The sequence below is a fragment of the Larkinella soli genome, from assembly GCF_003703975.1.
GTDB classification, from domain to species: domain Bacteria; phylum Bacteroidota; class Bacteroidia; order Cytophagales; family Spirosomataceae; genus Larkinella; species Larkinella soli.
Map to the genome: position 1 here is coordinate 266,723 of NZ_ML112622.1, position 16,546 is coordinate 283,268.

Genomic DNA, 16,546 nt, shown 5'->3' on the forward strand with positions numbered 1-16,546 from the left:
TCGGATTACCGTGCGGGTAGTTCATACCGGCCCGTCCGCGAATTTACCTGCCGGGACAAGAGAAGCCGGGATTCGTAATCGTAAAGGATGGTACCGGTTCTATCGGTACTTCCTCTGTCAATGACCATCCCTTCGAAATCGGTAAACGTTTGAACGCCTATGCTGTTTAAACAACTCCCCGGCGTCTTTTCGCCATTCAAAACCGAGACGATAATGAATAGGAAAGAGAATGCCATTGCCAATTGGCCGGGAGCCTGCCAGGAAGGGGACGTTAGTTCCTTATGAAACTGGATTCATAGTTTGCCAAGATACCGGTTTCGCCCGTTAAACCCAGAAAAGCCCAGAGGATCTGATTCATCGGCCCGAACAGGCAATCAGTCAGTGATCTCGAACAAATAGGTGCCCGAGGTCAGCGGCAGCACTACCCGGCCATTTTCCTGCCGGAGCCCCTTCCAGGTCGCCACGGCCCGGCCGCCTTCCTTCACCTTCGCCGGGCTCCCGGCCGGCAGGTAGAGAGTCGCATGGGTGTTAGGCGGCACGGTGGCCTGATAGGTCCACCCGTTGCCGGTTCGCTGCCATTCGCTGCGGATACGCCCGTAGATCGAGTCGTAATACCCTTTGGCGAAAGTGATCTTCCGGTCGGGGTCGGGCGTGGGTTTCAGGATGAATTCCTTAAAACCGGCGATGTCGGGGTGCCGCTGGATGCCCAGCGAGTAGTTGTACATCCAGGCCGCCACCGCCCCGAAGGAATAGTGGTTGAAGGAGTTCATGCTGTTGTTCCCGCCGAAGCCGTTTTCGACCGTGTAGGAGTTGAGCCGCTCCCAGATCGAAGTCGCCCCGTTGACCACCGAGTACAGCCAGGACGGATATTCTTTCTGCTGCAGGAGCCGGTAAGCCGTCGCATCGCTGCCGTTTTCGGACAGAGCCTCACTGATGGAGGCCGTGCCGATGAACCCGGTCATCAGCGAATATTCAGGCCGCTCCGCGCCCGCGTCGTCCTTGTTTTTCCGCTGGATGGTCTCGTTCAGAAACCGGATGGCGTAGGGCTTATTCCCGTCGCTGAAGACGTCCAGCGCCAGCGGAATAGCATAGGACGCCTGCGTGTCGACCACCTGCCCCTTGTCCGACTTCTGCGCAGCCTGCTGCTGGTTGGGCGGCCCCATAAAGCCGGTTTTCAGGCCGGATTTGACGGTTCGGTGCGTGGCCGGGTCGACGTAGATTACGTTCCAGGCGGTTTTGATTTCCTCCCGTCGCTTCCCGAACCGCTCGGCTTCGGCGGTTTTGCCGAGGAGAGCCGCCACCTTGCTCATGATGCCGAGATCGTAGGCGAAATAAGCCATCCAGAACAGGGTATTGTCGTTTTTGTTGCCCTCCGGGCTCAGCCAGTCACCCAGGGGGCCTTCGTTCAGGATGCCGGTTTCCTTATCCACTTTGCTCTCCAGAAACCCGATATACCGCTTCATGGCCTCGTAATGCTCCCGCAGCACCTGCCCGTCGCCATACTGCCGGTAGACTTCCCACGGCACTACGATGCCGGCGCTGCCCCAGAGCGTGCCGCCGAAGCCGCCCCCGAGCGGAGCCACGTCGGTGAAACGGCCGTTTTCGGCCTGCACGTCGCGCATCGCCAGCAGGTGTCTTCTCAGAAACGGGTTGGCATCGGTCAGAAACGTGGCGCTTTTCGAGAAAACCGAGATGTCGCCACTCCAGCCCATGCGCTCGTTGCGGGCGGGCGTGTCGGTCGGGATGGAGAGGAAGTTGCTGCGCAGCGACCAGGTGATGTTCCGCCAGAGTTTATTGACGAGCGGGCTGGAGGTTTCGTAGGCCGAAGCCAGCCCCGTTATCGAGCTGATCACCAGCGCCTTTACGTCGCCGGCCGGAACCGGCTGATCCAGTCCGGTGATCTCCACGTATCGGTACCCGTGAAACGTAAACCGGGGCTGGATCACTTCGTCGCCCCCTTTCAGAAGGTGAACGTCCTGCGTCAGGGCGGCCCGGATGTTCTCCATCATCACCATGCCCTCCTGCCCTTTGTAATCCGGCAGGGCCGGGTATTTCATCTCGGCGTAGCGCAGGGTCACCGCCTGGCCTCTCTTCCCGTTTTTAACCAGAATGCGGGGAAACCCGACCATGTTCTGCCCCATGTCGTACACGAAAACGCCCGGCCGCACTTCCTCCCGGTTCTGCGCCGTCAGGGTGGCGACGACGGTAGGGTTCTCGCCCATCTGACCGACCAGCCGAAGGTCCTGGTAATCGAAGGTGGTTTTCCGGCCCTGGGCGTTCGTGAACGTGCCGAGGTAGGCGGTGCCTTCCAGCGGCACTTCCACCGCCGGTTTCCAGCCCGCGTCGTCATACGTCGCCAGCGACCAGTCTTTTATTTTTTCTTCCTTCCCGGCCTCATACACTTGGCCCTGAAAGAACGAACCGTACCGCACCGGGCCGTCGGTAAAGAGCTTCCAGGAGGCAGGGTCGGAGGTGATCGTCTGCTGCGATCCGTCGGTGTAGGTAATGACCAGTTTGCCGAGCAGCGACTGGCGGTCGCCGAAGAAATTCCAGTTTTCACCGCTGAAGGTGATGTTCCCGCTCCACCAGCCTTCGCTCAACCAGGCACCGAGGGCATTCTTCTGCCCCGGCCGGATGGCTTTCGTCAGGTCGTAGGTCTGGTACATATGGGTTTTGTTGTACTGCGTCAGACCCGGGTTGAAATAGTCGTTGCCGATGCGGTTTCCGTTCAGGTGCATTTCATAAATCCCCCGGGCAGTCACGTACAGCCGGGCTTTGGCGATGGGTTTGGCCTCCGCCGTAAAAACCGTGCGCAGCATCGGAGCGGCATTCCGGCTCGGGTCGGCCGTGGTAAAGGTGCCCCCCTTCACGGTATACTGCCCGTTTTCGACCGTCAGCCCGGCGTCTTTGAAAATCCCCTGATACGCCGGCCCGGAAAGGTTCTCGCTGAAGAGCGGATTGGAGGGAAACCGGTAATTCCGGACGGTAACCTCCGAAAAGTAAGCCGTCTGGTTCTCAGGCACCCGGAAGCCGATGTCGGCCAGCATCGGGAAGCTGATGTAGTTATTGCCGCTTCCGACCGGGTTCAGGTTGAGGCCCCGGGGCGCGAAGGGCGAAGCAGAAGCCGGGGCATTTTTGTCCTTCAGCTTGTTTTCCTCCGCACTGCCGTCCACGAAAAACTCGAACAGGCCGAAGTTGCATTCCGCCCGGACGATATGTTGCTCGTACTTGTTGGCGTTGCTGATCAGCTTCTGCGGGATGTCGAGACTCCGGAAGGGCTTGTCCGCCCGGTCGTCTTTCGCGTACCCGACGCGGTAGATGTTCAGCCGGGCCAGCCCGTCGGGAGCGTCCGACACGCCGGAAATGTCCAGTTCGACGGCAATGTACCCCTCCCCCGGCTTATTTTCCTGTCCCATCAAGTTCAGATTCCGGTTCATCAGCCGCCGGTCGTTCGCACCAAAAACGAAAGCCGCCCGGGTGCTGTTGCCGGCTTTGTCGAGCCGGACGCCGAACTGAAATTTATACACCGACAGGTAATGGGAATACAGCACGAGGTCGTCGCCGGATCCGCCGATCCATCGCGCGCCCGACCAGCCCGAAAGCGTCGGATTCATCAGGCCGGTTTCAAACCAGGACCCTGCCGTCGATGGTTTTCCCTGCTGATCCCAGACCGTTACCTGCCAGCCGTACCGGGTAGTGGGCTGAAGGGCGCTGCCGCCATATTCGATGCCGTGGGCGACCGCCGAGGCCACTTTCTTCGTATCCCAGACCGTCTTGCCGCCGGCGTCCGTCACCACGATCCGATATGCCGTCTGAGCGTAGCCCCGCCGGTTATCGGTCGCCTTCATCTGCCACGAAAAGTGCGGATTCGGCACGTCGATGCCCAGCGGAGTCGTCTGGTAGTCGGTTTTCAGTTGGTCGGGCGCCACCCCGGCGACGACCCGGCCGAGGATGGCGGTGAACAGCAGGGCAGTAACCAGATAGTTTTTCATCAGGGGAAAAGTCTGCCGACCCGGCTTACTGGGTTTTGGCGGTCGTCATGAATTTAACGGTAGTCAGCGACATCAGCGGCTGGATGGCGGTGGCCTTGTCGTTTTTGAAGACGAAATACACGTCATGAACGCCTTCCGCGCCTTTCAGGTCCATATAGACCGGCGGTCGGGCAAACCGGTTGGGTGAAGGGGCGGCCGGCGCTGCGGTGGGAGCAGCGGTATTCCCGCCGGCCGGGGTCGCCCCCGGAGCGGCCGAAGTGCCTGCCGCCGGGGTAGCCGCATTGCCGGATTCCATCTGCGCCATGACCTTCGCCATATCTACTTCCGGGGCCAGCGGAACGACCACCGACCCGATCACGGGGCCGTCGGGGCGATCCAGCCGGGCCTCGATGGTTCCGCCCACGCTGCCTTCGCGTCGCTGGGCGGCCGCCGTCATCTCCAGCTGCCGGATGCCGCTCAGGTCGAACTGCCGGAAGGCAACGTAAGAGTTGGGGTACGCCATGATGTTTTCGGTCCGCCCGGCTTTCACCTCCACCCCTTTTTTAACGGGCGCGGAAGCCGCACTCACCTGCGGACTGCGCAGGACGATGAGTTGCTCGGCCGTCTGCGCCGGCACGGCCCTGCCGCCCCGGTCGGTATAGGCCGCCCGGACCAGCACCGAACCCCGGCCGTTGTCGCCTTTCGGGATCGTGAGCCGGTATTCGCCCTGAAGCGGTAAACTACTCAGAGTCTTTTCGTTGACGTGCAGAATGTAGTCCACGATGGCCCGCGCGTCGGTTTCGGACATGGCCGGATGGCCCGGCATTGCCACGTCACCCCAGACGCCCGCACCGCCCTGCCGCACCTTGCCGACCAGCCGGTCGAGCGCCCCGGCATCGCCCTGGTACCGGGTGGCGATGGCCGCAAAAGCCGGTCCCACCGACTTGGTCGCCACCTGATGGCAGACCTTACAGTCGCTTTTGCCGATCAGGGTCTGGGCTACGGCGTAGCGGGTAGAGGCATCCACGCTCCGCTGCCCCTGCCGGACTTCGGCAAAATCGAAGCCTTCGGAGGTGTAGTCGATGCTCATCGCCACGCGCTCGGCCGGGATTTTGCCGGTTTTCAGGCTGCCGTCTTCCTGATCGTCCACCTCCACGGCGTAGCGGATGGGCTGATCCGGGAAGAAGAAGGTTTTGTTACCGGCCACCTGAACCTGGACCTTGGGGGCCTCGTTTCCGGCGATGATGCGCACCGCCTGGCTGTTGGCGGCTCCCTGTTTGTCCGTGACCGTCAGCGTGGCGGTGTAGACCCCCGGCTTGTCGAAACGCACCGTGGGGTTGGCCCCGGTGAAGGACCGCGCGGGCTGGCCGGCGCCCGAAACCACCCAGCGGTAGGTCAGCGGGTCGCCGTCGTAGTCTTTCGTGCCTTCGGCCGAGAGCGCCAGCTGCAGGGGCACGCTCCCGCCCGGTTTGGCGGCCGACGCCTGCACGATGGGCTTGCGGTTGCCGCCGTTGTATTCGATCCGGATCAGGCTGGAGTTGTCGCTCTTTCTGAACCAGTTGCTGCCGTATTCCAGCACATAGAGGTCACCGTCCGGCCCGAACTTCATGTCGATGGGCTCGACGGGCCGGTAATTGGGCAGAAAACGCTCCATCGACTTGTAGTTGCCTTCGGCATCCATCGAAATGAGCATGATCCAGCCCCGCGAGAAGTCCGTCGCGATCCATTTGCCTTCGAAATAGGCCGGCCAGGGCCGTTTGGCGCCTTTGAAGTCCGCCTGCCGGTACACCGGCCCCCCGGTCGCCGAGCGGGAGCCGGTCCCAACCAGCGGAAACTCCTCCGATACGCCGTAGGGATAATAGATAAAGGAAGGAGCCACCGGCGGCAGCTCGCGCAGGCCGGTATTGTTCGGTGAGTTGTTTACGATTCGGTCGGGGTCTTTCTTTTCGAGCGGTCTCCGGTTTTCGTAATCGTAGACCGGAAACGCCTGCCGGTTGCCTACGAACCACGGCCAGCCGAAATTCCCTGGTTTCCGGCCCTGGTTCAGTTCGTCGTAACCGCGCGGGCCGATCTCCGAATCGGAGGTGGCGTCGGGGCCGACTTCACCCCAGTACAGATAGCCGGTTTTGCTGTCGATGGAAATGCGCCAGGGATTGCGGTGCCCCATCGAATAAATTTCCGGGCGGGTTTTCTCCGTTCCTTTCGGGAACAGGTTGCCGTCGGGAACGGTGTAGGTGCCGTCCGGTTCGGGGTGAATGCGCAGGATTTTGCCGCGCAGGTCCATCGTGTTGCCTGAGTGGCCCTGATCGTCCCAACTGCTGCGGCCGGGCCGCTCGTCGGTCTGGGCCGCCTGCTGGTTGCCGGTGTTGTTGCCGACGGTCAGGTACAGGTTGCCGGCGCGGTCCCAGACCATGCCTCCGCCGGTATGGCAGCACACCTCCCGCTGGGTCTGCACTTCCAGCAGCACCTTTTCCGAAGCCTTGTTCAACTGATTGTCTTTCAGTTCCCAGCGGGTCAGGCGGTGTTTGGTCTCCGTGGGGTGGGCGTAGTAGAGATACACCCAGTGATTTTTCTCGAAATTGGGGTCCAGCGAAATGCCCATCAGCCCCTCCTCGGCCTCCGTCACGCGGCCTTCCTTGGAGGTGTATTTGGTATTGACCGGGATGGTGGCAATCAGGTCGACGGTTTTGGAGTCCGGGTGGTAGACCTTCAGGGCACCCTTGCGCTCGGCGATGTACACCATCCCGTTCCGGGCGACCTCGAAGGCCATCGGCTCGTCGAGGTCCTCAGCCAGCCGGACGGGCGTAAAGCGGGTTTCGTCCAGTTTGGGGGGCTCGTCTTGGACGACAAAAGCACTGAATACAAACAGGATCGCGGCCGGGATCAGCACCGCAGAGGGAAACTTCAGGGACTTCAGTAAAGCGTTGGTCATGGTCATCAGGTTTCGGGTCGGGCCGTTGGCGATTGGCCCGACCGGTCGGCCGGGATTGGCGGTAATCTGAGTAATTTTACGCACAACCGCTCAGGCCGTCAAAACGAATCGACCGTTGCCGCTTACCGCCCGACTAACCGCCCGATTTTGACGACGGGACCAGACGGGTCGAACCGCCCGACCGGCGCACCACCAGGGTGATGACGCCCAGCCCGACGACCGGAATCAGCAGGTCGAGCAACGACCCGCCCGAGCCGAAGAGCAGGTTGACCAGCGCAATCAGCACCCCGCCGACCGCCCAGGAAAAACTCGTCGGCACCGACCACACCATCAGCTGCTGCTTTGCATCCGTCAGGCCCATCATCCGGTTGACCACCCAGAACAGGCTGTCGTTGAAGTAACTGAAAAACAACGAACCGATGGCGGCCGCCTGGGCTGCAAACAGCATGTTCATGCCGGGAATCTGCGTCAGCACAGGGGCCGTAATCGAAGCCGCCGTAATCATCGCGACCGTGGCCGACCCCTGAATGAGACGAATCGCCGTCGAAACCAGGAAGGGCAGCATCAGCGGAGAAAACGGCAGCCGGGCGATCAGGGCGGCCAGCTGGGTGCCGGTGCCCGATTCGCGCACCACGAAGCCCAGCGCCCCGCCCGCCCCGGTCACCATCAGAATGATGCCGGCCGACTGAAGCCCTTCCTCCAGCCGGGTGGCGGTTTCGTGCCGACCGAGATTCGGCACCAGCGTATACACGGCCAGCAACGTACTGATGCACAAGGCAATAATCGGCGTACCGACGAATTTCAGCACCTCGACGCCCAGCATCCAGCCCGGCAGGTCGTTGCCCGTGGGAAGATCCACCAGACCGATCAGCGCCTTGATGAAGATCAGCAGAATCGGAACGACGATGGGCAGCAGCGACAGTGTCAGGGAAGGCAGCGGCCGGTCGGTTTTTCCGGCCGGATCGAAGCCGGGGCCGGTTTCGGTCGGCGGGTCGGCCACGGCCTCTCCCGTAAAGCCGGGATACCGCTTCCGAAGCCACTGGGCGTACAGCACGAAGACGGCCGTGCAGGGAAGGCCCAGCAACAGGCCGAGCAGAATCATCGCCCCGACGTCCACGCCGTACAGACCCGCCACGCCGAGCGGTCCCGGCGTTGGAGGAACCAGCGTGTGGGTCACCACCAGACCGCCCGCCAGGGCCACGCCCATCGTCAGAATCGGGCGGTTGCCGTTCCGGGACAGCGCCCGGGCGATCGGAAACAGGATCACGAAGGCCGAATCGGCGAAAATCGGGATGCTGACGATATAGCCGGTCAGGGCCAGCGCCCACTCTTCCCGCCGGTTGCCCAGCCGGCGGATGAACGAGTAGGCAATCTGCTCGGCCGCCCCCGACACCTCCAGAATCCGGCCCATCATGACGCCGAGTCCGATGATGATGCCGATGGTCCCGAGCGTCGATCCGAAGCCGCGGGTGATGGCGTCGAGCGTCTGGTCGGCCGACAAACCGCCCGTGATGCCCGCTATGGCCGCTGCGACGATCATGGCGATCAGCGGGTGTACTTTCGTGCGCAGGACCAGAAAAATCAGAACGAAAACGGCAACGGTCAGGCCGATCAGGGAGCTGTTAAAGGGCTGCATCGGTTCTACAACTGATTTTGGGACATAAACTGGGTGATGAACCCGTCGAAAGGGCCATCGACCCGGAAACCCATTTCCAGCGCCCGGCGGTTGTCGAGGGCGCCCGGCCAGCTGCTGACGATGGCGTCGATGGCCGCGTCATACCGGAAGGTGACCCGCTCGCGGGCTTCCCGGCCCGCCACTCGTTCGAGGGAGTCGAGCATCTGGGCCACCGTCACCCCGATGCCCGGCAGGTTGACCGTCCGCCAATCGCCGAACGCGGCCGCGTCGAGGGTGGCGGCTTTGAGAATGTTTTCCACGATGGTATCCGGGCTCGAGAGCCAGAGGAGCAGGTCGGGCGAAACCGGACACACGGCCGGCTCGCCCTGGATCGGTTCGCGGATGATGCCGCTCACGAAGGAGGAAGCCGCCTGGTTGGGCCGCCCCGGCCGAACGCAGACCGTCGGGAGCCGCAGCACCCGCCCGTCTGCGAAGCCTTTCCGGGAATAGTCGTTGACGAGCAGTTCGCCGGCGGCTTTCTGGCTCCCGTAAGACGAGCGGGGCATCACGGCCGTGGTGTCGGTGACGACCTCCGGCAGCCGGCCGCCGTACACGGCCAGCGAACTGGCGAACACGAACCGGCAGCCCGGACTCCGGTGCCGGCAGGCTTCGAGCAGTTGCCGGGTCAGATCGAGGTTGACCTTCCAGCCCAGATCGAAATCCTTCTCCGCGTGGCTGCTCACCACCGCAGCCAGGTGAAAGATCAGTCCGGTATCGGCCGTAATCAAGTCGTTTACAGCACCCTCTTCAGAAAGATCGGCCTGACGGCAGGTAACCCGAACGTCGTCCACCGGCGCCGGTGGAACGATATCGACCAGTTCCAGCGTATCGAAGGAAAGCGAACTGTTCAGGAGCGCCTGAGCCAGCCGCCGGCCCAGAAAACCGGCCCCGCCGGTGATGATGATCTGCATCGATTTGAATGAGGAAAAAGTAAGTTTGGGGAAGATTTCCTAATGTACAATAAAGAGTCTCTGATGGAAGTAACGGTCGATCAAAAAATGGCTCAGCTGCCTCCGGTTTTCGGAGAAAGCCTGCTGGCCTCCCTCCGGGAAGAATTTGTGAGGAGCGAAAAAACCATCGTCGTCCTCGACGATGACCCCACCGGCACCCAGACCAGTTACGACGTGACCGTCATTACCTCCTGGGATACGGCTCTGATCATTGAAGAACTCCGGAAGCGGCCGTCGATCCTTTTCATCCTGACCAACTCCCGCAGCCTGCCCGAGCGCGAGGCCGTCGAACTGACGCTGGAAATCGGCCGGAACCTGAAGGAGGCCGCGGAGGCATCGGGCCGGGAGGTGGTGGTGATCAGCCGGAGCGATTCGACGCTGCGGGGTCATTTTCCGGCGGAAGTCAACGCTCTGGCCGAAGCCCTGGACCTGAACGACGCCGTCCGGGTGCTGGTGCCGGCCTTCATCGAGGGCGGGCGCATCACCATCGACGACGTGCATTACCTGACGGACAACCAGCGGCTGATTCCGGTTTCGGAGACGCCGTTTGCCCGGGATGTGGTATTCGGTTACCGCCATTCCCATCTGAAACGGTGGGTGGAGGAGAAAACCGGCGGGCAGGTGCAGGCCGAAGCCGTGCAGTCGGTTTCGCTGGACGACATTCGGCGGGGCGGCCCGGAGGCCGTCGCGCGGAAGCTGCAGGCCTGCGGGCCGGGGGCGGTCTGCATCGTCAATGCCGCCGATTACCGGGACCTGGAGGTGGTGGCGATGGGACTCATCACGGCCGAGAAGGCGGGCCGGACGTTTCTGTACCGCAGTTCGGCCACGCTGGTGCCGATCCGGGCCGGGATGGAGTCCGGCCGGCTTTTCGATCCCGGACCGGAGGATTCTTCTTCCGGGAACGGATTGCTGGTCGTGGTCGGCTCACACGTTCCCCGGGCCACCGAGCAGTTGGGATACCTGCTGGAACACGGTGAGTACCAGCCCATCGAGGTCAACGTGTCGGAACTGCTCCGGACCGACCAGCCGGCGGCCCGCGCAGAGGCCATCCGCCGGCAAACCGACCGATGGCTCTCCGCCGGAACGAATGTGGTGATCTATACCAGCCGGAGGCTGGAGGTCGGTCCCGATGCCGAAAGCAGCCTGGCGATCAACGCCACCGTTTCCGCGTTTCTGGTCGAGGTCGTCAAAGGGCTGACCGTCCGGCCGAAAGCTCTGATCGCCAAGGGCGGTATTACCTCCAGCGACCTGGCGACCAAAGCCTTGTCGGCCCGCTGCGCGCACGTGCTGGGACCCATCATCCCCGGCGTCCCGGTCTGGAGGATGCAGGCCGGCGGCAAGTTTCCGGGCCTGACCTACGTCGTTTTTCCGGGCAATGTGGGCGGGCCGTCCGCACTGGCGGAGGTCGGCGCCCGCTTCGGTGCCTCCCTCCGCCCGTAAGGCCGGACGCGGTTATTTGCGGTTCGCCAGGGCGGATGATTCTTCTGCGCCGTCGGCTTGCAGTCGCTGAATCACGGCATCGGCTACCTTTCGGCCGAGGTCCAGGCCGGTGTCGTTGTCGGTGCGGAAATGGATTCCGGCCTGGAACCGGGATTCCGCGGCTTCTTTCGCCTTTTTCTGGAACAGGGCGCCGTCGGCCGGGAAGAAGTACGAGAGCAGATTGCCCATGGCGCCGCTCATGACCGCATGGCCGGACGGGTAGCCTGGAAAGGGGGGCGTCGGGATCAGCGGCTGGTAGGTGGTGTCGTACTGGTCGGGCCGGATGCCCCAATAGGCATATTTGGCGTCGAAACAGGAGATGAAGGCATCATAGTAGGTCACCGCCACGGCGGCATAGATGCGGGCGGCCCTCGGCGGGTTCTGCGGCAGGTTGTTCTCAAACATCTTCCGGTTCAGCAGCTCGTCGGTCGAGGCCTGGCTGGCGTAGAAAAAAGCGTTGGCCTTCGAGCGGAACGTCGGTTTGAAGGCTTTCAGCTCGGCCATGTCCTTCGCAAAGTCGGGGGGCGGCCCCGGCCGGAACTGGCTTGCGCTGGTCAGCACCACGGTTTTGGATTGCCCGGCCATGGGAAACATCGGTATCTTCCCGTTCCAGATGCCGGGCTGGTCGGGGCGCTTGCCGTCCCAGGCGGTTTTCGGCACGAAATCCCGGGTGTGGGCCAGTTCCATTTCGGCAATCTTTATCCCGAGTTCGAAACCGGCTTTCGTATCCGACGGATAGGCCATCCCGGCCGCCACCCGCGAGGCCATCGCCCGCTGGGCCATCCGCCCGACCGAATCGGCCAGGGAAGGAAAGAAATGGGCGATGATGGTGCTGGCGACGCCGGCCGCCACCGAATGCTCGCAGGGGTAGGAAGGGCTTTCGGGCTTCGGTCCGAGCGGCTTCACCCGGCGGTCGGCGGTATAGGGCCGGGGGCGGTTATAGGCGTATTTGGTGTCCCAGGCCGCGATGGTGGCGTCGTAGATGGCCACGTTCATCAGCATGTTGGCCAGGGCGCCGTAGCGGCTGGTGTCGGTCATCCAGAGCCGGCCGATGAGGTCGTTCCAGCGGTAGCCGGGGGCGCCGGCGTTCCAGAACTGAATCTGCGCCCGGTCGTCGGCCGTCAGCGCCTGCTGGCGGGCCAGCACCCGGGCCGTTTCTTCCTTCAGCGAAGCGGACGGAGCCGGCAGCCGATACGCCCGGCCGGAGGGAATAAACCAGGTTTTCCAGGTGCCGGCGGTCGGCTCGACCTGAGCCGGCAGCCGCACGGTCATCCCCAGAAGGGTAGCGAGAAGGAGTAGGCATTTTTTCATGGACGTCGTTTTTTAAACGAGATTATCCATTTCTGTTCAGGGTGTAAAGCCGCCGTCAATACACGACCGGGAAACGTATACGAACGACCGGTTTGCGGCCATCGAATCCGTTGGTTGACCGAAACCGTCCATCCGTTGACGGTAAGGCCGAAGCGAATGACTTTCCGGAATTTAATTCGTACTTAGCGGAATGAAGATTTCAGTCGATAAGGAGCAGTTTCTCTTCTACCTGCGCGTAGGTGCGGCTTTTTTATCGCTCTGGATTTTCGGGGAGCTGGTGAGCCACCCGGAAACGTTCTGGCCCCGGGTACTGAACAACCTCTGGCGGTGCATTTACATCGTCGTTCTGAACTTTATCCTGTTTGAATACACGCTGCCGTTTTTCCGGTTTCACTGGCGGAGGATTCTGCTCGGACTGGTCTTTATCTGGGGGCACCTCATGCTGTATTCGTTCGGTTTATACGCCTGGCGTCTGATCGGGATTCAGCTGCATATCTACACGGCGATGACCACGTTTGCCACGGTCGACCAGGGCGTTGAATCGCAGATGTCCTATAGCGTGGGCTCCATCGTATTTTTTGGTCTGGTCCGGCATATTTACGGCTACACGAAACTGAAACAGGCCGCGCAGCAGCTTCGGATCGAAAAACAGCAGGCCGAACTGAATTACCTCAAGTCGCAGACCAACCCTCACTTTTTATTCAATACCCTGAACAACATCTATTCGCTGGCGCGGCTGAAGTCCGATCTGGCCCCCGAATCCATCCTGCGCCTGTCGAAGATCCTGCGGTACATGCTGTACGAAACGGGGGGAGCGTATGTGGCGATCGAACAGGAACTTAAGGTCATCGGCGACTACATCGCCCTCGAACGGCTGCGCTACGACGAATCGCTCCGGATCAATTTCAATTACGACGTCGAAGACATGAAACAGGCCCTGCCGCCCCTGCTGCTGATTCCGCTCGTCGAGAATGCGTTTAAACACGGCGTTTCGGAAACCCGCACCCATCCGTTTATCGACATTCACCTATCGGTTAAAAACCGCCTGCTGACGTTTTACGTCAAAAACTCTACCGACACTTTCCCCGAACAACGGCCCGTCCGGGAGAACATCGGCCTTTCGAACCTCCGGCGTCAGCTGGAGTTGTTATATACCGATTTCAGCCTGACGGTTCAGCCGGGCGACTCCGTTTTTACCGCTTCGTTAACCATCCATCTGGGCAGCCATGTCTAAGCTCCGTTGCATCATCATCGAAGACGAACCGCTGGCCGTTAAAGTGCTGGCGGACTACATTGCGCAGGTCCCGTTTCTCGACCTGACCGGCACGTTCCGGGATGCGATTCTGGCGACCGATTACCTCAGAAACCACTCGGTCGATCTCATTTTTCTGGACATTCATCTGCCCCGGTTAAAAGGCATGGCGTTCCTGAAAACGCTGACGCACCTGCCGGCCGTGATCGTTACCACCGCCTACCACCAGTATGCCGTGGAGGGCTTCAATCTGAACGTGACGGACTATCTGCTGAAACCCATCGAATTCGAGCGGTTTCTGATCGCCGTCAACAAAGTTAAAAAAGCCGTGCCGGACGTTTCGCCCCTGCCGGAAAGCCCGGAAATCCGGGATTTTATCTTTCTGAACGTTCAGAAAAAGAAGGTGAAGGTTCTGTTTTCCGACCTCCTTTATGTGGAAAGTCAGCGGGAATACGTCAAAATCGTCACAACCCGGCAATCGTTCGTTTCAAAGATGAGTACGCACGAAATCGAAGCGCTGCTGCCGATTTCCCTCTTCAAACGGATTCACCGCTCATTCATCGTGGCCGTCCGCCGGATCGACTCCTACACGGCCGACTCCGTCGAGATCGGCGGAATTTCAATTCCGATCGGACGCGGGTATCGGGATATTGTCGAAAACCTGTAGCTTTAGGGTTACATCCTTCGACCCTAACCTCCTGCCCGATGCGCCTTTTCCTGCTGCCCGTCCTGCTCACGGCGGCCCTGTGCCTGCCCGCCGACGCTCAGAAGCCCATTGCCCCCGCCCCTCCGCCCTCTCCCCTGTCGGCCAAAGCCGACGCCCTGTTTGCGGAGTGGAACAAAACCGGCTCGCCCGGCGCGGCCGTCGGAGTGATTCATGACGGAAAACTGGTCTATGCCAAAGGCTTCGGCGAGGCCGATCTCGAAACCGGTGCGCCCATCACGCCCGAAACCATCTTTCACGTGGCTTCCGTGTCGAAGCAGTTTACGGCCTACGGCATCATGCTGCTGGCCCAGCAGGGGAAACTGTCGCCCGACGACGACATACGGAAGTATCTGCCCGAAGTAGTGCCCGATTTCGGCAAGACAATCACCATCCGGCACCTGCTCCATCATACCAGCGGCATCCGGGACCAGTGGAACCTGCTGGCAATGGCCGGCTGGCAGCTCGACGACGTCATTACCAAACAGCATATTTTCAACCTGATCCGGCGGCAGAAGGAACTGAACTTCGCGCCGGGCAGCGAGTTCGCCTACTCCAACACCGGCTACACGCTGCTGGCCGAAATCGTTTCCCGGACCGGCGGAAAACCCTTCCGCGAGTGGATGCAGCAGAACGTCTTTGCGCCCCTCGGCATGGACCACACGCTGTTTTACGACGATCACGAACGGATCGTCAAAGGGCGGGCCTACTCCTTTACGAGGGTGCCGAACCCGTTCATGATGCAGTATAAAAAAAGCGTGCTGAGTTATGCCAATGCCGGCGCCACGAGCCTCTTCACCACCGTTCCGGACCTGGCGAAGTGGATGACGAACTTCCATAAAACCACTCTCGGCAACCCCAACACGATGGGGCAGTTGCTCGAAAAAGGGCGGCTGACCAAAGGCGACACGCTGAGCTATGCCGCCGGAATCTTTCACGGCATCCACAAGGGGCTGGCCCACTACGGCCACAACGGGGCCGATGCCGGCTTCCGATCCTTTCTCTGCTACTTCCCGAAAGAAGACTACGGTTTTATCGTCCTGAGTAACTCGGCCGAGTTCAACCCGGTGCAGAAGGCGTATCAACTGGCCGACCTGTATCTGGAGAAAAGTTTCAAAGAAGAAAAGAAAGCCCCGGCCCCGGCTCCGGCCGTGGCGGCCGCCTACAGGATCGACCCGAAACGGTTCGACTCGTATGTGGGTGACTATCAGCTTTTCCCCAACTTCGTGCTGACGTTCAAACGGGACGGCGAGCGGTATTTCATGCAGGCGACCGGCCAGCCGCAGGCCGAGATTTTCGCTTCGTCGGACTCGACCTTTTATCTGAAGGTGGTCGACGCGAAGGTAACGTTTCACCAACCGGTCGACGGCAAGGTAACCCGGATGACGCTGCACCAGTATGGCAACCTGCCCGGCCGGCGGGTGGAGCCGTTCACGATTTCCAAAGAAGCTCTGAAGCAGGTGGCAGGCACGTATTTCAGCCCTGAACTGGAGACTTTCTACCGCATCCGGCAGCAGAGCGACTCGCTGATGCTCGTCCATGTCCACCACGGGGAAGTGTTGCTGAAACCGGTGGAAAAAGACCGGTTCGACCTCCCCTGGTGGTTCATCCAGTCCATTGAGGTGGTGCGCAACGGCGATCAGGTGGTCGGACTGCGCATGAGCAGCGGACGGGTCCGCCATCTCTGGCTCCGGCGACTTCCGGAGGATTTCTCCGGTGAAATCCCGCCTATCGCCAGCAAATAACCGGACCGGCCCTCTCCGTCCGGCTCATCGGAGATCACTAAAATCAGAGGCCCTGGGATCAGGGCCTCTGATTTTATTCAGGAAACATCCGACTTTTACCTCGACACTTATTTTAGGAATTTACGGCTTTGTGAATTTCCCGACGGAACCTTCAACTACTGGAACGGCCAGGACCTCACGGACATCGGCCCCAACAGGGGTGTGCTGCTCCTCCGCGAACCCTGAGGAAATGAAAGAGGGCGGCTTTGAAGACCGTCGTTTTCTGCCCGAACCGCCGAACGGAAGGTGAATCGGACGGGCCGTTGGCTCTTTTTTTTCCGGGCGGGGGTGCCCGAACATCTATCGGGATTTTTGTCCGTTAATGCCCGCCGGGCGGGGGAATAACCGTCTGAATGGAAAAATCAGCTCATATTCGTGTCTTGTTTTTGCGCCCGACAAATGCAGTTCTGTCCGGTTTATAGGAATAGTTATAGATCATAAGTTTCCAAAAATCCCGGCCCTATATTTGGCGGCTGCACCGTTTTTCCT

General features: G+C 60.9%; 10 protein-coding genes. 4 read left to right on the forward strand and 6 right to left on the reverse strand.

All coding sequences use genetic code 11. The features are described from left to right. Positions 1–5: 5 nt before the first annotated feature. The 5 genes from DX909_RS30060 to denD all read right to left on the reverse strand — a co-directional run bounded on the left by DX909_RS30060 (position 6) and on the right by denD (position 9,489). On the reverse strand, positions 6–236 hold the full coding sequence (locus tag DX909_RS30060; RefSeq protein ID WP_128543224.1) for a glycosyltransferase: 231 nt from the start codon (positions 234–236) through the stop codon (positions 6–8). 138 nt (positions 237–374) lie between these two features. Then, positions 375–3,992, reverse strand: a complete 3,618-nt coding sequence (locus DX909_RS01245; protein WP_128543225.1) for a family 78 glycoside hydrolase catalytic domain — start codon at positions 3,990–3,992, stop codon at positions 375–377. 25 nt (positions 3,993–4,017) lie between these two features. Then, positions 4,018–6,987: a PQQ-dependent sugar dehydrogenase gene (locus tag DX909_RS01250; protein ID WP_229310896.1), complete on the reverse strand. Its 2,970-nt coding sequence runs from the start codon at positions 6,985–6,987 to the stop codon at positions 4,018–4,020. Positions 6,988–7,036: 49 nt separating this feature from the next. Then, positions 7,037–8,539, reverse strand: coding sequence for a GntP family permease (locus DX909_RS01255; protein ID WP_128543226.1), 1,503 nt, complete (start codon positions 8,537–8,539; stop codon positions 7,037–7,039). 5 nt (positions 8,540–8,544) lie between these two features. Next, a complete protein-coding gene (gene denD / locus DX909_RS01260) occupies positions 8,545–9,489 on the reverse strand; it encodes a D-erythronate dehydrogenase (protein ID WP_128543227.1) in 945 nt (314 codons plus the stop codon). An 87-nt stretch (positions 9,490–9,576) separates the two neighbouring features. Between denD and DX909_RS01265 the strand changes: the two genes are divergently transcribed. Beyond that, the gene (locus tag DX909_RS01265; protein WP_229310897.1) at positions 9,577–10,968 is read left to right on the forward strand and encodes a four-carbon acid sugar kinase family protein; all 1,392 of its coding nucleotides are present in this window, start codon (positions 9,577–9,579) and stop codon (positions 10,966–10,968) included. A 12-nt stretch (positions 10,969–10,980) separates the two neighbouring features. Here the strand turns inward: DX909_RS01265 and DX909_RS01270 are convergent, their stop codons facing one another. Further along, positions 10,981–12,318, reverse strand: coding sequence for a vanadium-dependent haloperoxidase (locus tag DX909_RS01270; RefSeq protein ID WP_128543228.1), 1,338 nt, complete (start codon positions 12,316–12,318; stop codon positions 10,981–10,983). A gap of 190 nt (positions 12,319–12,508) precedes the next feature. Here DX909_RS01270 and DX909_RS01275 point away from each other — a divergent pair, with 190 nt between their 5' ends. Genes DX909_RS01275 through DX909_RS01285 form a run of 3 tightly spaced genes read left to right on the forward strand, consistent with a single transcriptional unit; the run spans position 12,509 to position 16,018 of the window. Beyond that, a complete protein-coding gene (locus DX909_RS01275; protein WP_128543229.1) occupies positions 12,509–13,552 on the forward strand; it encodes a sensor histidine kinase in 1,044 nt (347 codons plus the stop codon). Beyond that, a complete protein-coding gene (locus DX909_RS01280) occupies positions 13,545–14,237 on the forward strand; it encodes a LytR/AlgR family response regulator transcription factor (RefSeq protein WP_128543230.1) in 693 nt (230 codons plus the stop codon). The genes DX909_RS01275 and DX909_RS01280 overlap by 8 nt, the downstream gene beginning before the upstream one ends. Positions 14,238–14,275: 38 nt before the next feature. Next, on the forward strand, positions 14,276–16,018 hold the full coding sequence (locus tag DX909_RS01285) for a serine hydrolase (protein ID WP_128543231.1): 1,743 nt from the start codon (positions 14,276–14,278) through the stop codon (positions 16,016–16,018). Positions 16,019–16,546 lie beyond the last annotated feature (528 nt).